This window comes from Streptomyces sp. NPDC004752 (genome assembly GCF_053601275.1).
Genome location: NZ_JBSGBN010000113.1, coordinates 1 through 20043 on the forward strand (window position 1 = coordinate 1; position 20043 = coordinate 20043).

General features: G+C 71.4%; 23 protein-coding genes. 12 read left to right on the top strand and 11 right to left on the bottom strand.

Features of this window, described 5'->3' with window-relative positions; genetic code table 11:
• The 6 genes from ACWEKM_RS34575 to ACWEKM_RS34600 form a co-directional block, all read right to left on the bottom strand.
• On the bottom strand, positions 1–540 hold a 540-nt coding region (locus tag ACWEKM_RS34575; protein ID WP_451625224.1), incomplete at its 3' end, for a response regulator.
• A 97-nt stretch (positions 541–637) separates the two neighbouring features.
• Positions 638–1927, bottom strand: a complete 1290-nt coding sequence (locus tag ACWEKM_RS34580; RefSeq protein ID WP_451625225.1) for a sensor histidine kinase — start codon at positions 1925–1927, stop codon at positions 638–640.
• A gap of 17 nt (positions 1928–1944) precedes the next feature.
• On the bottom strand, positions 1945–2784 hold the full coding sequence (locus ACWEKM_RS34585; RefSeq protein WP_451625226.1) for an ABC transporter permease: 840 nt from the start codon (positions 2782–2784) through the stop codon (positions 1945–1947).
• Positions 2781–3719 (bottom strand): ATP-binding cassette domain-containing protein, encoded by a 939-nt coding sequence (locus ACWEKM_RS34590; RefSeq protein WP_451625227.1) that lies wholly within the window; start codon positions 3717–3719, stop codon positions 2781–2783. The genes ACWEKM_RS34585 and ACWEKM_RS34590 overlap by 4 nt, the downstream gene beginning before the upstream one ends.
• 307 nt (positions 3720–4026) lie before the next feature.
• Positions 4027–4215 (bottom strand): hypothetical protein, encoded by a 189-nt coding sequence (locus tag ACWEKM_RS34595; RefSeq protein WP_451625228.1) that lies wholly within the window; start codon positions 4213–4215, stop codon positions 4027–4029.
• 2 nt (positions 4216–4217) lie between these two features.
• Positions 4218–4772, bottom strand: a complete 555-nt coding sequence (locus ACWEKM_RS34600; RefSeq protein ID WP_451625229.1) for a DoxX family membrane protein — start codon at positions 4770–4772, stop codon at positions 4218–4220.
• 171 nt (positions 4773–4943) lie between these two features.
• Between ACWEKM_RS34600 and ACWEKM_RS34605 the strand changes: the two genes are divergently transcribed.
• Both ACWEKM_RS34605 and ACWEKM_RS34610 read left to right on the top strand, forming a co-directional pair.
• A complete protein-coding gene (locus tag ACWEKM_RS34605; protein WP_451625230.1) occupies positions 4944–5270 on the top strand; it encodes a nuclear transport factor 2 family protein in 327 nt (108 codons plus the stop codon).
• A 273-nt stretch (positions 5271–5543) separates the two neighbouring features.
• The gene (locus tag ACWEKM_RS34610) at positions 5544–6764 is read left to right on the top strand and encodes a D-alanyl-D-alanine carboxypeptidase family protein (protein ID WP_451625231.1); all 1221 of its coding nucleotides are present in this window, start codon (positions 5544–5546) and stop codon (positions 6762–6764) included.
• A gap of 349 nt (positions 6765–7113) precedes the next feature.
• On the opposite strand, the gene ACWEKM_RS34615 is transcribed toward ACWEKM_RS34610, so the two are convergent.
• Together ACWEKM_RS34615 and ACWEKM_RS34620 are read right to left on the bottom strand one after the other, a co-directional pair.
• A complete protein-coding gene (locus tag ACWEKM_RS34615) occupies positions 7114–7872 on the bottom strand; it encodes an SDR family oxidoreductase (RefSeq protein WP_451625232.1) in 759 nt (252 codons plus the stop codon).
• Positions 7873–7997: 125 nt separating this feature from the next.
• Entirely contained in the window at positions 7998–9017 is a 1020-nt protein-coding gene (locus tag ACWEKM_RS34620; protein WP_451625233.1) for a Gfo/Idh/MocA family protein, read from the bottom strand.
• Positions 9018–9127: 110 nt separating this feature from the next.
• Between ACWEKM_RS34620 and ACWEKM_RS34625 the strand changes: the two genes are divergently transcribed.
• The 4 genes from ACWEKM_RS34625 to ACWEKM_RS34640 all read left to right on the top strand — a co-directional run bounded on the left by ACWEKM_RS34625 (position 9128) and on the right by ACWEKM_RS34640 (position 13692).
• A complete protein-coding gene (locus ACWEKM_RS34625; RefSeq protein WP_451625234.1) occupies positions 9128–10480 on the top strand; it encodes a multidrug effflux MFS transporter in 1353 nt (450 codons plus the stop codon).
• A gap of 753 nt (positions 10481–11233) precedes the next feature.
• On the top strand, positions 11234–12235 hold the full coding sequence (locus ACWEKM_RS34630) for a small ribosomal subunit Rsm22 family protein (protein ID WP_451625235.1): 1002 nt from the start codon (positions 11234–11236) through the stop codon (positions 12233–12235).
• 9 nt (positions 12236–12244) lie between these two features.
• Positions 12245–12859: a TetR/AcrR family transcriptional regulator gene (locus ACWEKM_RS34635; protein ID WP_451625236.1), complete on the top strand. Its 615-nt coding sequence runs from the start codon at positions 12245–12247 to the stop codon at positions 12857–12859.
• Between the two features lie 95 nt (positions 12860–12954).
• Entirely contained in the window at positions 12955–13692 is a 738-nt protein-coding gene (locus ACWEKM_RS34640) for a bifunctional DNA primase/polymerase (RefSeq protein WP_451625237.1), read from the top strand.
• A 165-nt stretch (positions 13693–13857) separates the two neighbouring features.
• On the opposite strand, the gene ACWEKM_RS34645 is transcribed toward ACWEKM_RS34640, so the two are convergent.
• Positions 13858–14859 carry a hypothetical protein gene (locus tag ACWEKM_RS34645; protein ID WP_451625238.1) on the bottom strand — a complete coding sequence of 334 codons (1002 nt, stop codon included), beginning with the start codon at positions 14857–14859 and terminating at the stop codon, positions 13858–13860.
• 394 nt (positions 14860–15253) lie between these two features.
• Positions 15254–15514, bottom strand: a complete 261-nt coding sequence (locus tag ACWEKM_RS34650) for a hypothetical protein (protein ID WP_451625258.1) — start codon at positions 15512–15514, stop codon at positions 15254–15256.
• Between ACWEKM_RS34650 and ACWEKM_RS34655 the strand changes: the two genes are divergently transcribed.
• The 6 genes from ACWEKM_RS34655 (at position 15455) to ACWEKM_RS34680 (ending at position 19116) form a co-directional block, all read left to right on the top strand.
• Complete coding sequence (locus ACWEKM_RS34655) at positions 15455–15655, top strand: helix-turn-helix domain-containing protein (protein ID WP_451625256.1); 201 nt, start codon at positions 15455–15457, stop codon at positions 15653–15655. The two genes, ACWEKM_RS34650 and ACWEKM_RS34655, sit on opposite strands and share 60 nt — an antisense overlap.
• A gap of 33 nt (positions 15656–15688) precedes the next feature.
• Complete coding sequence (locus ACWEKM_RS34660) at positions 15689–15955, top strand: hypothetical protein (protein ID WP_451625239.1); 267 nt, start codon at positions 15689–15691, stop codon at positions 15953–15955.
• A 166-nt stretch (positions 15956–16121) separates the two neighbouring features.
• Positions 16122–16838, top strand: a complete 717-nt coding sequence (locus ACWEKM_RS34665) for an ABC transporter ATP-binding protein (RefSeq protein WP_451625240.1) — start codon at positions 16122–16124, stop codon at positions 16836–16838.
• Positions 16835–18361 (top strand): hypothetical protein, encoded by a 1527-nt coding sequence (locus tag ACWEKM_RS34670; protein WP_451625241.1) that lies wholly within the window; start codon positions 16835–16837, stop codon positions 18359–18361. The genes ACWEKM_RS34665 and ACWEKM_RS34670 overlap by 4 nt, the downstream gene beginning before the upstream one ends.
• Positions 18276–18578 carry a hypothetical protein gene (locus tag ACWEKM_RS34675; protein WP_451625242.1) on the top strand — a complete coding sequence of 101 codons (303 nt, stop codon included), beginning with the start codon at positions 18276–18278 and terminating at the stop codon, positions 18576–18578. Before ACWEKM_RS34670 ends, ACWEKM_RS34675 begins: the two co-directional genes overlap by 86 nt.
• Complete coding sequence (locus tag ACWEKM_RS34680) at positions 18544–19116, top strand: hypothetical protein (RefSeq protein ID WP_451625243.1); 573 nt, start codon at positions 18544–18546, stop codon at positions 19114–19116. The genes ACWEKM_RS34675 and ACWEKM_RS34680 overlap by 35 nt, the downstream gene beginning before the upstream one ends.
• Before the next feature lie 67 nt (positions 19117–19183).
• On the opposite strand, the gene efeU is transcribed toward ACWEKM_RS34680, so the two are convergent.
• Entirely contained in the window at positions 19184–20041 is an 858-nt protein-coding gene (gene efeU, locus ACWEKM_RS34685) for an iron uptake transporter permease EfeU (protein ID WP_451625244.1), read from the bottom strand.
• Positions 20042–20043 lie beyond the last annotated feature (2 nt).

Here is a 20043-nt window from a genome sequence, read left to right on the forward strand (position 1 = left end):
GGGTTTCTCGCGGTTGGTCCCGCCCCTCCGGAGCGCGACGCGGAACCCCGGCTCGCGGCGGGCCCGGGCGACGACCCGGGGGTCCGCCCCCCCCGGGCGGCCGGCGCCGTACGCCGGGGGGTGACGGGTGAACTCGTCCAGGAGGCGGCGGGTGAGGGCGGGGGCGATGATCGCGTCGCCCGCCGCCACCGCCCGGATCCCGGCGAGGAGTTCCTCGGGCCGTGCGTCCTTGAGCAGGAAGCCGCTGGCGCCCGCGCGCAGGGCGGCGTGCACATATTCGTCGAGGTCGAACGTGGTCAGCACCAGGACCCGTGAGCGGTCGCCGGCGGCGACGATGCGGCGGGTGGCCTCGATGCCGTCCATGCCGGGCATGCGTACGTCCATGAGGACGACGTCGGGCCGCAGTTCCGCGGTCATGCGGACGGCCTCCGCGCCCTGGGCCGCCTCGCCGAGCACCTCCGTCTCGGGGATGGAGTCGAGGAGCATCCGGAAGCCGAAGCGCTGGAGTGGTTGGTCGTCCACGATGAGTACGGTGGTCATCGGGCGCCGCCCGGGGGGGTCGGGGCGACGGTGGTCTGTGGTGGTCGGGTGGGGTTCGTCGTCGGACTTGTGCCGGTGTGTGCGATGCGTGCCGTGGTCATCGGGTGCCGCCCCTGGAGGTGAGGTCGAGGGTGGCCTCCACCAGCCAGCCGCCGTCGGGCGTCGGTCCCGCGCTGACGTTCCCGTCGTAGAGTGCGGCCCGTTCGCGCATGCCCACCAGACCGTGTCCTTCCTCGTTCGGCGATCCGGGCCGGACGGCCGGGCCGCTGTCCTCGACCCGGATGCGCAGCCGGTCGTCGTCGACGACGACCGCCAGCCTCACCCGGGTCTCGGCGCCGGCGTGTTTGAGGGTGTTCGTGAGGGCTTCCTGGACGATGCGGTAGACCGTCAGCTGGACCCCGCCGTCCAGCGCCTCCACGTCGCCCGCGGTGCGATAGACGACGTCGAGACCGGCGCCGCGCACCCCCGCGCACAGCGCGTCGATGTCCCCGATGCCGGGCTGCGGGCTGAGTTCCGGCCGGTGCGCGGAACCGTCCGCCTCCCGCAGTACGCCGAGTACGCGCCGTAGCTCCCCGAGAGCCTGCCGACCGGTGTCGCCGATGAGCCGCAGCGCCTCCGTGCCGCGCTGCGGCTCCCGGGCCCCGGCGTAGGCGCCCGCGTCGGCGAGGGTGATGATGACGGACAGGTTGTGGCCGACGATGTCGTGCATCTCCCGGGCCACCCGGGTCCGCTCGGTCGCCACCGCGAGCCGACCGCGCTGGTCGCGTTCGATCTCCAGCCGGGCCGCCCGCTCACGCAGCCCGGCCAGCTGGGCCCGGCGGATCCGTACCATCAGGCCGAGCGCCACGGCGGCGGTCGCCGTGCTCAGCAGCAGGAACAGCACGTCCCAGACGGACACCGCGGCCGCCGCCCGCACCGCGACCAGCGCCATCGCCGCCGCCATCACCCCGCAGGCCCACGGCAGTTGCCGCGGACGCCCGTGCAGGGCCAGGCTGTACAGCGCGATGAACAGGGCGACGTCGGCGCGCAGCGCGACGTTCAGTGACCACTGGAGCGCGAACACCGCCGTGATCATGCCGAAGGCCGCCGCGGGCCTGCGCCGCCGCCACAGCAGCGGCAGCACAAGACCGGCCTGCAGCGCCAGCACACCCGCCACGGGCGGATGGGCGAACACCAGCCGGAACCGGTGCGGCCCGTCCCCGTCCCCAAAGCTCCCGCGCAGCAGGTCCGGCAGGCAGAACATCAGGAAGACGACGACCACCACCGCGGTGTCCAGCACCCAGGGCCGCGCGCGATCGGCCCGGCGCAGCCGCTGGCCGACCCGGCTGAAGAAGGCGACCAGCGAGCCCGTACCGAGGACGTCGTCGGTGGTGGTCACAGGTGTCACCTGCCCATGGTGCAGGCTCACACGTCGCTGCGCCGCAGCCGGTACGCCGCCCCCGCCAGCGCGAGCACCGTCCAGCCGAGGAAGACCAGCAGTCCGGCACCGGGGGAGAGGGCGGTGGAGTCGTGCGTCAGGGCGAACATCGACTGCCCCGCGGTGCCGGGCAGATAGGGGCTGACATTGTCCTGCCAGGAACTGGGCAGCAGGGACACCAGCCCGGGTACGAGCATCAGCGCGGCGACCAGCACCGAGATGCCGCCGGCCACCGACCGCAGCAGCGCGCCCAGCGCGGCGCCGATCACACCGACCAGGCCGAGGTAGAGCCCGGCGCCCAGCAGACTGCGGACGACACCGGCGTGCGACAGGCCCATGGCCGCGGGCGTGCCGGAGACGATGCCGCCGCCGATCAGGAAGGTGACGAACGCCCCGACCGTCCCGACCACCAGCGCGACCAGCCCGAACACGGCCGCCTTCGACCACAGCACGGGCAGCCGGCGCGGCACCGCCGCCATCGTCGAGCGGATCATGCCGGTCGAGTACTCCCCGGCCGTGACCAGCACACCGAGCACACCGAGGGCGAGCTGGGCGAAGTTCGTACCGAAGAGGGACAGGCTCACCGCGGTCGAGCGGGCGAAGTCCCCGTCGAGGTGGCCGGAGTCGTATCCGGAGCGGTAGCGCGACGCGGCGATCAGCCCGAAGGCCACCAGGAACACCAGACCCAGGGCCAGCGTGATCCACGTCGAGCGCAGCGACCACAGCTTGGCCCACTCCGAGCGCAGCACCCGCGGCCCGGTCACCCGGTAGGCGGGGCGGACGCCGAGGGTCCCGGGCGACTCGGCGGTCGCGGCGGGGGCGCTCATGCCGCCCTCCCCAGGGTCTCGGCGCCGGTGGTCGAGCCGTGGTACTCCACGGCATCCCGGGTCAGCTCCATGAACGCCTCCTCCAGCGACACCGTGCGCGCGCTCAGCTCGAACAGCGCGATCCCGTGCTCGGCGGCCCGCAGCCCGATCTCCCGGGCGGTCAGGCCGGTCACCTCAAGTTCCTCGGCGCCGATCCGGCCGGTGACCTCGACGCCCGGCCCGGCCAGCACCTCACGCAGCCGCGCCGGGTCCTGCGTCGCCACCCGCACCGTGTCCCCGCCCGCCTCGCGGACCAGGTCGCGCACGGTCGTGTCGGCCAGCAGCCGTCCCCGGCCCACGATGATCAGATGGTCCGCCACCAGCGCCATCTCGCTCATCAGATGCGAGGAGACGAACACCGTGCGGCCCTGTGCCGCGAGCGACGTCAGCAGGGTGCGGATCCACAGCACGCCCTCCGGGTCGAGCCCGTTGACCGGCTCGTCCAGCATCACCGTCTGCGGATCGCCCAGCAGCGCCGCCGCGATGCCGAGCCGCTGTCCCATGCCGAGCGAGAAGGCACCCGCCCGCTTCTTCGCCACGCCGCCGAGACCGGCGAGGTCGATGACCTCGTCCACCCGGCTGAGCGGGATCCCGTGCGTCAGCGCGAGCGCCTTCAGATGGTGGTACGCGGAACGGCCCGGGTGGATCGACTTCGCCTCCAGCAGCGCCCCGACCTCCTGGAGCGGCGCCCGGTGCCGGGCGTAGGGGCGGCCGTTCACCGTCACCGAGCCGCCGGTCGGGGTGTCCAACCCGACGATCATGCGCATCGTGGTCGACTTTCCCGCGCCGTTGGGTCCCAGGAAGCCGGTCACGGTGCCCGGTTTGACGACGAAATCCAGCCGGTCCACGGCCGTCTTCTCGCCGTACCGCTTGGTCAGCTGCTCTGCCTCTATCACGCGCACTCCCTCGCTCGGGCCCCGGGCGCCGGTCGCCGGTGCCCCAGGAACAACGCTAAGAACCAGCCACCCCCGAACCGGTCGTACCGCGGACGGAACCATGACCCGGACGTCGTACCGCGGTACTACGCCCACCCGGTCGGTAGGAGGGTCTGGCACCCGGTCGGTCGGCGGGTCTGCACCTGGTTGGTCGGAGGGTCTGCACCGGGTCGGTCGGCGGGTGTCCACCGCTTCACCGCGGCCCGCACCAGGTGGGGTGAGCGGCGTCGGTCGGCCGGTGTACGGGCACCTCGGCGGCCCTCGGGCGTCATATGTCGCGCCGCTGAGGGGGAGGGGCGTCCGGTGCCGGGTCGAGCGAGCGTGCGGTGACCCGGGCGAGGTACCGGGTGAACTCCTTCCGGAGGTCCGGGGTCAGGGTGCGCGGCGCGAGCGCGACCAGCGTGGGGATGACGACCCGGCCTGCCACGACCACGGCTAGGACCCCGACCACGACCACGGCTACGCCTCGAACAGCGCCTCCTGTGCGCCCGCCGCCTCCTCGGCCGTCCGCCGCACCCGGCAGTTCCGGGCGCCCACCACGGCCGCGGTGACCGCCGCGGTCACCCCGAGTGCCGCCGGGACCATCCAGCCGCGGTCGACGACATGGCCGAGGGCGTGGTCGAGGGAGAACCGGCCGGGGCCCGCGACGGCGAGGCCGGCCGCGGCCAGCCCCAGGGTCGCCGGGTGCTCGTAGCCGCCCTCCTGTGCGAAGAAGCCGTTGGGTACCTGGACCGCGGCGGCGGCAGCCATCCCACCGGCCGCCGCCGCGCCCGCGGCAGGCGTGGCGAGGCCGAGCGCCAACAGCGCGCCGCCGCCCGCCTCGGCGAGCCCCGCCGCCGTCGCGCTCGCCCGGCCGGGGGCATAGCCGACGGACTCCATGAACCGGCCGGTGCCCTCGATGCCGTACCCGCCGAACCAGCCGAACAGCTTCTGCGCGCCGTGCGCGGCCAGCACCCCGCCGATACCCAGCCGGAGCAGCAGCAGGCCCAGATCACGTCGGTCGTAACAGCTCACGGTGGCTCCCCACGCGGTTCGGATCGACGGCCGGAACAGGGCTTCCGCCCGGGTGTCCACCGTCGCATCCGGGACCGCCGGACAGCCCGTCCGGGCCGCCGTTCGGGTGGCGGGGCCCAGGTGGCGGGGCCCAGGTGGCGGGGCCCGGGGCGCGGTGTGAGGGTGGCTGGCATGACGATTCAGACATCGAAACTCAGCGACCCCGCGGTCCGGGCCTTCGTCACCGCCGTCAACGCCCATGACCGCCGGGCCTTCATGGACACCCTCACCCCGGACGCGACCATGGCCGACGACGGCTCCGACCGGGACCTCACCGAGTGGATCGACCGGGAGATCTTCACCACCAACGGTCACCTGGATGTCGACAACGAGTCCCAGGGCGGCCGCTCCCTGGTCGCCCGCTATCGCAACGACGCGTGGGGTGAGATGCGGACCAGGTGGGACTTCACCATCGAGGACGACGGCCGGATCTCCCGCTTCGAGACGGGGCAGGCGTGACGGGCGGCATGCGTGACGGGTGGCATGCGTGACGGGCAGGCGTGATGGGGGGCATACGTGACGGGTAGGCGTGATGACGCAGGCGTGACGGGGCATGCGCAAGAGGCATGCGTGATGGGGCACGCGTAATGAGTCGGCCGTGATGGCGCAGGCGTAATGAGGCCGGCGTGACGGACCCGACCCGACGTCGGATTTTCTTACGACAGGACATTCCTGGATCACTGCGGGCCCCCTGCCCGGGAAGCCCGGTCGGATGCGTGTACGGTTCCCGGGATGCGCGAATGTTCCCGGCTCACGCGCCGCGCCGCCCTCGGTCTGACGGCCGCAGTCCTTCCTCTGTCCGCCGCCGCCCCCGCGACCGCCGCCGCCACGACCGTGATCGGCGGTGAGCTGCTGGCCCGCCCGGGGGTGCAGGTCCGCGGGGCCCGTGGACTGCCCGCGAAGCTCACGGCCCGCTCGTGGCTGGTCGCCGACTGCGCGAGCGGGGAGGTGCTTGCCGCGTACGACGCGCACCGGAGGCTGGCGCCCGCGTCCACACTGAAGATGCTGTTCGCGGACACCGTGCTCCGGAAGTTCGACCGCACCGAGCGGCACCGGGTGACCGAGGCCGATCTGGCCGGGATCCCGGCGGGCTCCAGCCTCGTCGGCATCAAGCCCGGGATCACCTACACCGTCGAGCAGTTGTGGCAGGGCGTGTTCCTGCGCTCGGGCAACGACGCGGTGCACGTACTGGCCCATATGAACGGCGGGGTCGCCAGGACGGTCGCCGAGATGCAGGCCAGGGCGGAGGACCTCCAGGCCCTGGACACCCGGGTGGTCAGCCCCGACGGCTTCGACCACGCGGGGCAGCTGTCGTCGGCGTACGATCTGACGCTCTTCGCCCGGAACGGCCTGAAGGACGCCGACTTCCGCGGCTACTGCGCCACCAGGACCGCCGACTTCCCGGCGGGCGGCAAGAAGACGTTCCAGATCCAGAACACCGACCGGCTGCTGACGGGGGCGTGGGGCCTGGACCGGTACCAGGGCCTGGTCGGGGTGAAGAACGGCTACACCAGCAACGCCGGTAACACCTTCACCGGTGCCGCCACCCGGGACGGGCGCACCCTGCTGGTCACCGTGATGCACCCGGGCAACGGCGGCAACATCGTCTACGAGGAGACGGCCGCGCTGCTCGACTGGGGCTTCGGGAAAGGGAGTTCGGCGCCGGCGGTGGGGGCGCTGGTCGATCCGGTCGATGCGGGTGGCGCGAGCGTGAGCCCGGGGGTGACGGGGCGGTCGGCGCGGGGTGCCGCGGGTCCTTCGGCTGTGGCGCGCAAGGGGCCGTCTTCTTGGCGTCTGTTGGAGGGTGCGGCGGGTACGGTCGCGTTGTTCGGGGCCGGTGCCTGGGCGCTGAGCCGCCGCAGGTCGGCCGCGGCGACGGGGACGACGGAGGCGGCAGAGGTGACAGAGGCGGCCTCGAACGGTCGGCGCCGGGGCGGCCGGCACCGCGGCTGAGCGATCCCGGCGGCGCCACGGGAACGGAGCGGTGCCACGGGAACAGAAGGCGCACGGGAAAGAAACAGAGCGGCGGCGCCACGGGAACAGAGTGGCGCACAGGAAACAGAGCGGCAGCCGTTCCATCCCCGGTGCGTACCTCGCGGTCCCTCGCGAGATCCACCCCCACCCGGGCCCGGTGGAACGGCTGCCGCTTCCTCCCCCCTCGGTGCGGTCCGCGGAACTCCGGTGCTCCAAATGTGAAGCTCCTGTGGAGGAGAGTCGAGCATAAGCTCCCGACCGGCCCCCATGGGCCGGACGTTCGAATTCCGGTTGTGCAGGTTGGGAGTTGAGGGGGAAGCGGGGTCGCTCAGCCCCGTCCCACGTACGGCATCGCCGTCGCCAGTACCGTCGCGAACTGCACATTCGCCTCCAGGGGCAGCTCCGCCATGTGCCGTACGGTGCGGGCCACGTCGGCGACGTCCATCACCGGTTCCGCGGCCACCTCCCCGTTGGCCTGCAACGCCCCCGTCTCCATCCGGGTCGTCATGTCGGTGGCCGCGTTGCCGATGTCGATCTGGCCGACCGCGATGCCGTACGGCCGCCCGTCCAGTGAAAGGGATTTGGTCAGGCCGGTCAGCGCGTGCTTGGTCGCGGTGTACGCGACCGACTGCGGCCGGGGCGTGTGCGCCGAGATCGAGCCGTTGTTGATGATCCGGCCGCCCCGAGGCTCCTGCTGCTTCATCTGCCGGTACGCCGCCTGCGCGCACAGGAACGCCCCGTTGAGGTTGGTGTCCACCACGTGCCGCCAGGCTTCGTAGGGCAGGTCCTCCACCGGGATCCCGCCCGGCCCGAACGTGCCCGCGTTGTTGAACAGCAGGTCGACCCGGCCGAAGCGGTCCACGGTCGCCGCGAACAGCCCGGCCACGTCGTCCGGCCGTGACACGTCCGTGCGCACGGCGAGCGAGTCGCTTTCGGGGGCGAGCGCCGCCGTCCCGGCGAGCTGCTCGGCCCGCCGCCCGGCCAGCGCCACCGCCCAGCCCGCGCGCAACAGTTCCACGGCGACGGCCCGTCCGATACCGGACCCGGCGCCGGTCACCACCGCGATCTTCGATCTACTGTCGTTCATGGCACCGCAGCGTAGGCGCGGACTCCGTCATGCGGCATCCGGTGTCCGCCAAACGACCTGCTCAGACGGATGCCTGATGAGACCGATTCCTGGTCAGACCGATTCCTGGTGAGACGGATTCCTGGTCAGACGGATGTCCGGACGGGTACGGCCTCCCCCGGGTACCGCACCCCGACCCGCTCCCGGATCGCGTCCAGCGTGCGCATCACGGCGAGCGTGCCGGACAGCGGCACGAGCGGGGACTCCGGCTCACCGGCCCTGAGCGCGCGCATGACCTCCGCCGCCTCGTGCCGCAGGGTGTGCCCCGGACCGTCGGACGGGTCGAGGGCGAACTCCTCGGGGTCGCGGCCGTCACGGCGCAGCACGAACCGGTCCGGGTGGAAGAAGGTCCTCGGCACGTCGATCCGGCCGAGCGAGCCGGTCACCGACGCGGTGACGGACGTACCGCCGACGATCGAGCAGTGCACCGCGGCCAGCGCCCCGCCGTCCCAGGACAACAGCGCGCCCGTCTGGAGGTCGACGCCCTCCGCGGACAGCATCGAGCGGGCCTCGACCGCGGTCGGCTCGCCCAGCAGCAGCTGCGCGAACGACACCGGGTACACGCCGAGGTCGAGCAGCGCGCCGCCGCCCAGCGCCGGATCGCGCAGCCGGTGCGCGGGCGGGAAGGGGCCCGCGAGCCCGAAGTCGGCCTGCACGGTGCGGACTTCGCCGATCGCCCCGTCCTCGACCAGCGCCTTCAGCCGACGCACCAGCGGATTGCAGTACATCCACATGGCTTCCATCAGGAAGCGTCCGCGAGCGCGCGCCAGCGCGACCAGCTCCTCCGCCTCGCGCGCGGTCAGCGTGAACGCCTTCTCGCACAGCACGTTCCGTCCGGCCTCAAGGCACAGCCCGGCCGCCGCCCGGTGCGCCGAGTGCGGGGTGGCGACGTACACGACGTCGACGTCCTCGTCCCGGGCCAGCGACTCCCAGTCGCCGTACGCCCGCGGGATCCCGAACCGCTCGGCGAACGCCCGCGCCGAGTCCTCGGTCCGCGAGGCCACCGCCACGATGTCGGCGTCCGGCAGATCCACCAGCTCCGCCGCGAACGTGGCCGCGATCCCGCCCGTCGCCAGGATGCCCCACCGCACGCTCTGCTCCGTCATTCCGGCCCCGCCCCCGCTCATGCGTACCTCGGCACTGTGTACGAACTGAGAGCATAGGTGCCTGTTCCATCACACGGGTCGGCCGTACAGGCCGAAAGGGGAGGGGACCCATGCCCGAGCGCGCGGCGCCATCGACACCCGAGACGGCACGCCCGTCCGCGGGCGGCGAACCCAGCCGCCGCACGGCGCGCCGCCCAGCACGCCGCACCGGCCCACTCGTCACCCTCGTCCTCGGCGGCCTCACCGCCACACCCCCGCTCGCCCTGGACATGTACCTTCCGGCGCTGCCGGAGGTCACCCGCTCCCTGCACGCGCCCGCCGCGACCGTCCAACTCACCGTCACCGCCTGCCTGGCCGGCATGGCGCTCGGGCAACTGGTGGTCGGCCCGATGAGCGACCGCTGGGGCCGCCGCCGCCCGCTGCTGTCCGGCCTCGCCGTCTACGTCGTCGCCACCGTCCTGTGCGCGGCGGCGCCCACCGTCGAGACGCTGGCCGCGCTCCGGCTGGCGCAGGGCCTCGCGGGCGCGGCCGCGCTCGTGATCGCACGGGCCGTCGTCCGCGATCTGTACGACGGCGTCGCGATGGCCCGCTTCTTCTCCAACCTGATGCTGATCTCCGGTGTCGCACCGATCGTGGCCCCCCTGATCGGCGGTCAGATCCTGCGGGTGACGGACTGGCGGGGCGTGTTCGCCGTCCTCACCGTGATCGGGGCGGTGCTGTGGGTGGTGGTCCTGCTGCGGCTCCCCGAGACCCTGCCGCCCGCCGAACGGCACAAGGGCGGGGTCGGCGCGGCCCTGCGCGCGATGCGCGGGCTCCTCGCCGACCCGCCGTTCACCGGCTACCTGCTCACCGGCGGCTTCGTCTCCGCCGCCCTGTTCGCCTACATATCCGCCTCGCCGTTCGTCATCCAGGACCTCTACGGTGCCTCCCCGCAGACCTTCAGCCTGCTGTTCGGGCTCAACTCGGTCGGCCTGGTCGGCGTCGGGCAGATCAACGGCAAGCTGCTGGTCGGCCGGGTCCGCCTGGACCGGGTGCTGGCCGTCGGCCTCGCCGTCACCGTCCTCGCGGCGAGCGCCCTGCTGTTGATGTCTCTCGGCGCCTTCGGACGGGTCGGCCTCACGCCCGTCGCCGCCGCACTCTTCGTCCTGATGTCCGCGATGGGCCTCACCCTCCCCAACGCCCAGTCCCTCGCCCTGCTGCGCACCCGGCACACGGCCGGCTCCGCCTCCGCGCTGCTCGGCTCCTCCACCTTCCTCATCGGGGCGGTCGCCTCCCCGCTCGTCGGGGTCGCCGGGGAGCACACCGCCGTGCCGATGGCCGTCGTCCAACTGGCGGGCGCGTTGGTGGCCGTCGCCTGTTTCGTGGGACTGTGCCGTCCCTGGCAGGCACGCACGGACGCACCGAACGGAGCCACCCGCCGCTCGGGCAACACCGAGAACGCCGAGAGTACGGCGACGGGGTAGGGAGAACTGAGCGCACCGAGACTGCGCATCGACACACCGAAACGGTCCGGACTCGCCCCCGCCAAGATCACGCACCCCCCACCTGCCCGGCCCCCAGTCCCCCCGGTCCCTGTGTGGTCCCGCCCCAGTGGCAGCCAACTCAGGGGTGCGGGGAACTGCGCGCTCGGCCACAAGGCACCTGCACAGGCCTTCGCACCGCACTCCGACGGCGTGCGGCCTCCGGTGTTCTGGGGTGCCTGTGTGGTCTCGCGCCGGGGGCAGTCAACTCAGGGGTGCGGGGAACTGCGCGCTTGACCACGAGGCACCTGCACAGGCCTTCGCACCGCACTCCGACGGCGTGCGGCCTCCGGTGTTCTGGGGTGCCTGTGTGGTCTCGCGCCGGGGCAGCCAACTCAGGGGCGCGGGGAACTGCGCGCTCGACCACGAGGCACCTGTACAGGCCCTCGCACCGTACCTCGACGGCGCGCGGCCTCCGGTGTTCCCCCGGTCCCTGTGTCGCCACGCGCCAGTGGCAGCCAACCCAGGGGCGCGGGGAACTGCGCGCTTGACCACGAGGCACCTGTACAGGCCCTCGCACCGCACTCCGACGGCGCGCGGCCTCCGGTGTTCCCCCGGTCCCTGTGTCGCCACGCGCCAGTGGCAGCCAACCCAGGGGCGCGAGGAACTGCGCGCTCGACCGCACCGCACCGGGCACGGCACCGCACCGCACCGCACGGTTTCGAAGGGGCGTGCGGGGGCTCTTAGAATCGCCGGGTGAACGAGCCTGTACCTCCGGCCGAACGACTCCGCGCCGCGCTGGCCGGTCTGCTCGACGGGCTGCCGCCGTCGCAGGCCGCCTCGGCCGTGGAGCGGCTGATCGCCACCTACCGCGGGGCCACCCCGACCGACGCGCCGATCCTGCGGGACCGCGCCGACGTCGCCGCGTACGCCGCGTACCGGATGCCCGCGACCTTCGAGGCGGTGCGCTCCGCGCTGGCCGCGTTCGCGGCCGCCGTGCCCGGCTGGGCGCCGGCCGGCCATGCGGACATCGGCGGCGGGACCGGAGCCGCGACCTGGGCGGTCAGCGCCACCTGGGCGGGCACCCGGCCGGTGACCGTGCTGGACTGGGCCGAGCCCGCGCTCGCCCTGGGCCGGGAGCTCGCCGCCGCCCACCCGGCGCTGCGCGACGCCCACTGGCGGCGGGCCCGGATCGGCACCGGCCTCACCCTCGACGCCGTCGACCTCGTCACCGTCTCCTACGTCCTCAACGAGCTGTCCCCGGCCGACCGCACCGCCCTCGTCGACGCCGCTGCGGCCGCCGCGCAGGCCGTCGTGATCGTCGAGGCCGGCACCCCCGACGGCTACGCACGCCTCATCGAGGCTCGGGACCGGCTGATCGGCGCCGGGTTCCGGATCGCCGCGCCCTGCCCGCACAGCGCCGACTGCCCGATCGTGCCCGGCACGGACTGGTGCCACTTCTCGGCCCGGGTCGGCCGCTCCTCCCTGCACCGACAGGTCAAGGGCGGCTCACTGCCGTACGAGGACGAGAAGTTCGGCTATGTCGCCGCCACCCGCCACCCGGCGGAACCCGCGCCCGCCCGGATCGTCCGGCGCCCGCAGATCCGCAAGGGACAGGTCCTGCTGGACCTGTGCGAGGCCGGCGAACTGCTGCGCCGCACCACGGTCACCAGACGCCACGGCGACCTGTACAAGGCGGCCCGGGACGCCGACTGGGGCGACCCCTGGCCGCCCGCCGCACCTGACCCCATGGGTTAGCTTCACCTCATGGTCAAGAAGCCCGCCCCGGACGCCAGCCGCCGCAGCGAGAGGTCGCGCCGCGCCATCCACGCCGCCGCCCTCGCCCTCGTCGCCGAGGTCGGGTACCCGAAGACCACCGTCGAGGCGATCGCCGCCCGGGCCGGGGTCGGCAAGCAGACCATCTACCGGTGGTGGCCGGCCAAGGCGGACGTCCTGCTGGAGGCATTCCTGGACCTGGCCGGGCAGGCGGCCCGCGAACTGGGCCACGAACCGTACGCGATCCCCGACACCGGGGACCTCGCCGCCGACCTCAGAGCGGTACTGCGGGCCACCGTCGACGAACTGCTCGACCCCCGTTTCGAGGCACCCTCCCGCGCCCTCGCCGCCGAGGGCCTCGTCAACGAGCAACTGGGCCGCGAGGTCGTCGCCCAACTGCTCGAACCACAGCTCCAGTTGTACGTCGACCGGCTCCGCTCCGCGCAGCACGCGGGGCACGTACGGGCCGACCTGGACCCGCGCATCGCCCTGGAACTGTTCGTCTCGCCGCTGGCCCAGCGCTGGCTCCAGCACACCGGACCGATCTCGTACGCGTACACGGACACCCTGGTCGACTACGCCCTCAACGGCCTGGCCCCGCGCTGACCGCACCCCCCCGGACAGGGGCCGCGGTCCCCCGAGGCGCCGGAGAGTGGGACCATGGGGCATGCTGTCCGCACACCAGCGAGGCGAGGCGATTGATGAGCGCGACGTTCGGCGACCGGTCCGGTCGGCAGGGCAAACTCTCCCAGTGGCTGCGGGGCCGCCGCACGTCACAGACCGCCGACACCGAAGGCCGTGAGGAACTGCTGCTCGCCGCAGCAGCAGCCGGACTGCCCCTCGCGCCCGCCGCGCACCCCGCCCCCGGATACCGATGTTCCTGCGACCGGGTCGGCTGTCCCACCCCCGCCCGGCACCCGGTGTCCTTCGCCTGGCAGACGCAGTCCACCACGGACCGCGCCCAGATCGAGCGCTGGGCCCGGCACCAGCAGCAGGCCAACTTCATCACCGCGACCGGCATGGTGCACGACGTCCTCGATGTGCCCCTGGCGGCCGGGCGGCAGGCGCTGCGGCGGCTGCTCGACTCCGGCGTCGAGGTCGGTCCGGTCGCCGAGAGCGACGACGGCCGCATACTGTTCTTCACCCTCACCCGCGGCACCCCCGAGGACGAGGACGAGTGGTGGCCGTGCGAGCTGGACTGCCACCCCGAGACCATGGACGAGCACCCCGGGCTGCGCTGGCACTGCCGCGGCTCGTATGTGCTGGTGCCGCCCGCCCGGCTGCCCGGCGACGACGACCAGCAGGTGCGCTGGGTACGCGGCCCGGAGCATGCGCTGCCCGACCCGCTGAGCCTCCTGGAGGCGCTCACCGACGCCTGCGCCCGGCACGCGGACGAGCAACCCCACCACACACCCCCCTCCTGGCCCCTACGCACCTAGCCCGACCGCCCCGAAGGGGCGCGGGGATCCGCGGGCCAGGGCAGCGCCCGGAAGGGGCGCGGGGAACTGCGCGCTCAGCCACGACGCACCTGCACACAACAACGACGCAGCACGCCCACGACGCAGCACGCCCACGACGAAACACGGCCAAACCCGGCGGAGCGCTCAGTCGCCCTGGGCCGCGGTCAGCCCCTGGATGCGCCCCAGCAGCGACACCCGTTCGCTCCCGGAGCCGCGCTTCGGGTCGAGGGCGACCTCGTTGGAGACGAACTCCAGGGTCAGCGACTGTTTGACCTCGCCCTTCGTCAGGGCCTGTACGTCGTCGTCCGGGGCCGGTACGGAGGCGCCCGCGGCGGCGGTCTGCTTCTCGAAGTGGCGTGTGGTGAAGAACACCAGTGCCCCGCCGTCGGCCGTACGCAGTGCCAGCGGCGCGTAGTCGCCCTCGGTCAGCGACTCGTCGATGTACTGCCGGGCCAGCCCCGGCTTGCTGGCCTGCCGGGTGCGCGTGGCACGCCACTCGCTGGTGTGCACGCCGTCCGTGAAGTCGCTGCCGCCGCTCTTCAGATACGTCGCGTACTTCTCGCTCAGCTCCTTGGGCGGGACGGACAGGTCCGCGGAGCCGGCCGGGACGGCCTCGGCCCAGCCGTCCTTGTCGAGCTTGACCTCGGGCAGGCGGTCCGGGGCGACCAGCGTCAGATACGCCACCTGGAACGGCTCGCTCAGGTCGTCGCGGGTGAAGACGAACAGCCAGCGGGCGCTGCCGCCCTTGTTGGCGGCGGTGTCGGCGACGAACCAGCGCGGCCAGCCCGCCTTCTTGGGGATGATGAACTGGGCGTCCGACAACTTCAGCGGCCGGTGCCCGGAGTTGCCGTCCGGACTGTTCGCGTGCCCGGCCTTCAGCCGGGCCCCGTCGATGTCGGCGAGCGCGCCCGTGAGGTGGTCGGCGTCCAGGGAACTGTCGAACGCCTTGTCCGCCGCGTTGTAGGCGTCCGTGAACTCTTCCAGCGCCTTCGCCGCCTCGGCCTTGGTGGTGGCCGGGAGCACCTCGCGTTCCCCGTGCACCACCACGCATCCGCTCGCCGTCAGCGACAAAGCGGTCAGCGAGGCCGCTATGAGTGCCTTCCGGCCACGCCTGCGGAGCCCGCGCGGGCTGCGATCCCTGGTCATGAGGTTGCCGTCACCTTCCCCTTCCCGGAGCCGAACCCTACCGGCCCCCCGACACCCCCCACACCACACCCACCCACGCCGGTTGTGCAGCGCCCACGGCCCAACTCCCGCAGCCTGCCGCCCGATGCGCGGGACCCGCGACGCCGATGGAGTATTTCAGCCACCTTCAGCACATCCACACACGCCTTCACGTATTCCGTTCACGGAAGTTTCCGAGGCTGCCCAGGAATGACACCCCGTTCTCCTGTTCCGTTCGACGGAACCTGCATGGGTCGGATTTCGCCACCTCGCTACGCCCTCTCGCTCAGTCCTTGACGCCGTGACTACGGTGACTCCCGCGGCTCTGGCTGTCGAGCCGGGGCATGACCAGCCAGACGATCGGGGGATCGTGTTGTCACGGGGGAGCGGGATCAAGTCTGCCGTCAGACAGAACTCTGCCGTCAGACAGAACACCGAGCATGAGAAGAGAGGGGACCGTCACGGACTGCTCGATGTACCGCGTTGGGTACTCGAAGTACCGCGTTGGGTACTCGAAGCAGACCTGTCCCTGCTCACCGCGCGTGAACGTGAGGTCCTTGTCGCGCTGGGCGAGTGTCTGCCGAACGCGGCCATAGCCAGCGGCTGTCACATCACGGAGCGCACGGTCAAGAAGCATGTGACCAGCATTTTCTTCAAGCTGGAGATCTCGTCGCGGGCGGAGGCGGCGGTCATAGGGGCATGCCGGAAGCGTGAGCTGCGACCGAATGGTGTCCCCTCGGACACTAGGCCGACTTATCAGGGCCATGACAGCGTCTAGCGGGTAAGCCTCACCCTTGAAGGGAGGAAAGAAATGTCCGCTTCTACCCTGGTGCCCGAGTCCGTCGCGTACACGCACCGGATCACCTCGCGCGCCGTCGAGTCGGTCAAGACGAAGATCGACAGGGGGCTCGTCCGCTACGACGCCTGGTTCCTGGTGTTCATCGCGGTCATCATCGCCCTGGGCGCCACCCTGCTGGCGGGAATGGCCATCTGGTGCGTCGTCAAACAGGGCAAGACATTTACCGGCAGCTGGCAGTACAAGGACTTCGGTCTGAAAGTCTACTTCGAGTGCAAGTAGCGTACGCAGTCAGGTAGCTGGTTGACGTCTGTTCCGGTCGGTGCCCGGTCAGCCTGCCCCTGGTGGACACCGCAGGCTGTCTGGGCACCCTCTGATGGACGAACTCGGATGAACTCGGATAAACCCGGATGAACTCGGTCGGACTCGGCGAAAGACCCACGCGACAGTGACTCTCCTGGATGTCAAGAACGTCAGTTATTCCTACGACGGCATCGTCAACGTCCTCGCGGACGTGTCCTTCTCGGTCGAGGAAGGGACGATCGTCGGTCTCGTCGGTCCCAACGGATCCGGCAAGTCCACACTGATCAAGAACATCTTCGATCTGGTGCGCCTGCAGTCGGGGTCCCTGCGGATCGGCGGTCACGAGCACGCCCGTGCCGAGGCGAAGTCCCTGGGCATGTATCTGTCCAGCAACGACTACTTGCCGGAGTTCCTCACTGCCCGCGAGTACATCTCCTTGATGGCGAGTCTGTTCCACGTCGACGCGGACCACTCCGAAGCCCGTGACCTGTTCCGCAAGTTCTCGATGGAGGGGCGCTACGACCATCTCATCGAGGACTACTCGCACGGCATGCGCAAGAAGACCCAGCTCGTCTCCGCGCTCGTCATGCGCCGGCCCCTGACCGTGATCGACGAGACCCTCAACGGGATCGACATCGAAGCCCTCCAGCTCAGTGAGCGGGAGTTCCGGCGGGTCCGCGACGAGGGCCGCTCCATCCTGCTGTGCACACATGACTTCCCGGTGCTGGAACGCCTGGCCGACCGCATCGTCTTTCTCGACCTGGGCCAGGTGGTGTACGACGAACCCACGCAGGACCTGATGGCCGAGCACGGTTCGGTGGCCACGATGGTGTTCGACCACCTCGGATCGGACGAGCGATGACCATGCGGCTGCGGCAGTCCGCCGTCCTGGCCCGGATGCTCCTCGTCTTCTTCCGGCGCAGGGTGTTGAGCGTGGGGGTCCTGCGCTCCACTCCGGTGCGGGTGTTCGCGCTGTCGGTGGCCGCCCTGCTCCTGGGCGCCATGTGCACCGCCGCCTACTTCTTCCTCAAGCCGCTGGCCGGTGACCTGGCCGTGTGGCGGCTGTTGTTCGACACCTCGACGGTCTCCCTCGTCCTGTGGGTGCAGATCGCGTTCTTGCTGGTGAAGGTGCTCTTCATCAACGCGGAGGGCATGCTCCAGCTGAGCTACCAGCTGCCGGTGACCAACCGTGAACGGTCGGCGGCGTTCTTGATGTACGAGGCGACGATGACGGGGATCGTGGCCTGCGCGGGCCTGATCTCCCTCATGGTCAGCGCACTTCTGCTGCTCGGCCCGTCGGCCGTCCCGTACGTCACCGCGTCCGTCGTCCTGCCCGCCGCCCTGACCTATCTCACCCTGAGCGTCCTCTACCAACTGCTCACCCGGGTATGGGCGTTGGTCGGGCTCAGACGGATCTCGAACGTCCTGTCCGTGCTGGCCATGTTCGCCCTGCTGGCGGCCTACTCGGTCCAGATGAAGACGATGATTCCGGACCTCAGCCAGGCGTACCTGGACAAGGAGACCCGCTATGTCTGGGTCACTTCGGTGTCCTGGGCGTGGCACCGGTACGGGGCCCTGTGGGCCTTCGCCGCCGCCGCGGTCCTCGCGGCGGCGCTCATGGCCCTGACCCTCGCGCTCGCTCCGAACCAGCACGTCCGCCAGTCCCGCTATGTGAACGTTCGGGCGGGCCGACGGCCGAGCCGGGTTCTGGGCCCGTACGACTGGTGTCTGCTGCGCAGCTCGCAGACCGTGGCGGGTGCCGCGATGGCCGTTGCCCTGTTCGGCTTTCTGCTGCTGCGTCCCGCGGCGAATCCGACGTGGAGTTTCAGCGTTCTGTCCCTGGGCGGTCTGTACCAGTTCACCGCGACCCGGCCGCTGCGCCTGCTGCCCGGTGCCGCGGAGCCGGCCTGGCGGATCTACGGTCGTCTGCTCAAGGCGCAGCTCGTCCTGCTCGCCGTGTTCGCCGTACCCGGGCTCGGGATCGTCCTCGCCGTCGACCCGCGTCTTTTCGCCCAGAGCGGCCCGGCTCTCCTGGGCTCTGTCGGCGGGGCGGTCATGACCACCTGCATCAGCATCGTGTTCCCGGCGGAGAAGGACAATCCCTTCTCCGTGTTCCTGGGGCTTTCCGTGGTCGCCGTCGTACTCGCCCTGTCGGCGATCGGTCTGGGGATGCTCAACCTTCCGCCCTGGGCGCTGGTGGGATGCCTTGCCGCGGCAACGGCGATGTTCGTCTGGTACGCGGTGCAGGGAATCGAGACAAGCGAGTCGAGGAGAAGGAATGAAACAGGCACAGTCGGTCATGAAGTCCGTCGCCGGGGCCGCCCTGCTGACCCTGGTGACCGTGGTGGTGACGCTGCTGTTGCTCATGTTCTCCACGGACGGTGATCAGATCGTCCACAAGGAGGCCCTGTTCGGGTCGCTGTTCTTCGAGACACAGGAGAAGAGCGGGGGAGCCACCGGCATCACCATGGGCGTGGCCAACCCGACGGCTCTGATCATCCTGTTCTTCGTCCTCACCGTCGTCCTGACGATGATTCAGTTCACTTACCGGGGGTTGAAGCAGCGCCGTGAACAGCTCATCAAGGAGATGTCCGGCAACTGACCCCAGGATCTACCGCCGGGACGACCTCCGGATCCGCACGGTCGTCAGCACGGTGGCCGCCCAGGTGTGGCCACTGCTGGTGTTCCTGGGCCTGTTCCAGGCGGCGGCCCTGGCCTATCTCGCACGGTCGGGTGACAGGGTGCCGGCCGAGATGGCGTGGGGGCTGTGCAAACCGGCGACGCTGGGCCTGGTGGCGTCGTTCGCTCTGCACGAGGCGGCACATGTGGTCACCCTGAAACGGATCCCCACGGTGACCCATATCGCGCTCCATCGCACGGCATGGCGTACGTCAGTGATCCCCGAAGGGGCCATGACGGCACGTCAGACGGCAGGTGTGGCCCTCGCCGGGCCGCTGTCCTGCGTCATCGCCGGCGCCCTTCTCCGGCTCTCGGGCCTGGACGGCTCCCTGGCCTGGTGGTACCTCGCGCATGCCCTCTTCCTCCTGCCCTGCTTCGGAGACGGCCGGACCCTGCACCGCAGCCTCCGCGTCGCAAGGGGGCGATCAACCGAAGAAGACCAGGAACGCACCGCGAAATGAGGACCGCCGATCACCGCCGATCACCGCCGATCGCCACCGGTCGCCGCCGATCCGGATCGCGGTGTCGTCAGCCGTTGTCGGTCACCGACGTTCGGGTGGGCTGGGGTCGGTTCGCGGTGGGGCCGGTGCGGGACGGGAGGAGGAACACGGTCAGCGTGGGGATCAGATACAGCAGCCACACCGTGACCTGGACGACGGTCGGGTCGGGCTGGAAGTTGAGGACGCCCTTCAGCAGGGTGCCGTACCAACTGTCCGGCGGGATCGTGTCGCTGATGTCGAAGGCCAGGTTCCGGATGCCCGGGATCCAGTTGGCCTCCTGGAGGTCGTGGACGCCGTACGCGAGCACGCCCGCCGCGACCACCACGAGCATGCCGCCGGTCCAGGTGAAGAACTTGGCCAGGTTGATCTTCAGCGCGCCCCGGTAGAACAGCCAGCCCAGCAGGACCGCGGTGGCCAGGCCCAGGGCGACACCGATCAGCGGGCGCGGGGTCCCGTCGCTCGCCGCGTGCACGGACGCCCACACGAACAGCGCGGTCTCCAGACCCTCCCGGCCCACCGCGAGGAACGCCGTGGCGACCAGCGCGCCCGTGCCCATGGCCAGCGCCGCGTCCAGCCTGCCGTGCAGCTCGGACCGCAGATGCCGGGCGGTGCGCCGCATCCAGAAGACCATCCAGGTCACCAGGCCCACCGCGACGATCGACAGCGAACCACCGAGCGCCTCCTGGGCCTCGAACGTCAGCTCCTGGGAGCCGAATTCGAGCGCACACCCGAAGCCCATGGCGATGGCGACCGCGCAGCCGATGCCGATCCAGATCGGCTTCAGGGCGTCCCGGCGCCCGGTCTTGACCAGGTAGGCGATCAGGATGCACACGACAAGGCTGGCCTCCAGCCCCTCGCGCAGACCGATCAGATAGTTGGAGAACACGG

Coding starts and splice junctions, on each gene's coding strand:
- ACWEKM_RS34585 (WP_451625226.1), bottom strand. CDS start 2,784: ATGAGCGCCCCCGCCGCGACCGCCGAGTCGCCCGGGACCCTCGGCGTC.
- ACWEKM_RS34605 (WP_451625230.1), top strand. CDS start 4,944: ATGACGATTCAGACATCGAAACTCAGCGACCCCGCGGTCCGGGCCTTC.
- ACWEKM_RS34610 (WP_451625231.1), top strand. CDS start 5,544: ATGCGCGAATGTTCCCGGCTCACGCGCCGCGCCGCCCTCGGTCTGACG.
- ACWEKM_RS34615 (WP_451625232.1), bottom strand. CDS start 7,872: ATGAACGACAGTAGATCGAAGATCGCGGTGGTGACCGGCGCCGGGTCC.
- ACWEKM_RS34620 (WP_451625233.1), bottom strand. CDS start 9,017: ATGACGGAGCAGAGCGTGCGGTGGGGCATCCTGGCGACGGGCGGGATC.
- ACWEKM_RS34625 (WP_451625234.1), top strand. CDS start 9,128: ATGCCCGAGCGCGCGGCGCCATCGACACCCGAGACGGCACGCCCGTCC.
- ACWEKM_RS34635 (WP_451625236.1), top strand. CDS start 12,245: ATGGTCAAGAAGCCCGCCCCGGACGCCAGCCGCCGCAGCGAGAGGTCG.
- ACWEKM_RS34640 (WP_451625237.1), top strand. CDS start 12,955: ATGAGCGCGACGTTCGGCGACCGGTCCGGTCGGCAGGGCAAACTCTCC.
- ACWEKM_RS34645 (WP_451625238.1), bottom strand. CDS start 14,859: ATGACCAGGGATCGCAGCCCGCGCGGGCTCCGCAGGCGTGGCCGGAAG.
- ACWEKM_RS34650 (WP_451625258.1), bottom strand. CDS start 15,514: ATGCTTCTTGACCGTGCGCTCCGTGATGTGACAGCCGCTGGCTATGGC.
- ACWEKM_RS34660 (WP_451625239.1), top strand. CDS start 15,689: ATGTCCGCTTCTACCCTGGTGCCCGAGTCCGTCGCGTACACGCACCGG.
- ACWEKM_RS34670 (WP_451625241.1), top strand. CDS start 16,835: ATGACCATGCGGCTGCGGCAGTCCGCCGTCCTGGCCCGGATGCTCCTC.
- ACWEKM_RS34675 (WP_451625242.1), top strand. CDS start 18,276: ATGAAGTCCGTCGCCGGGGCCGCCCTGCTGACCCTGGTGACCGTGGTG.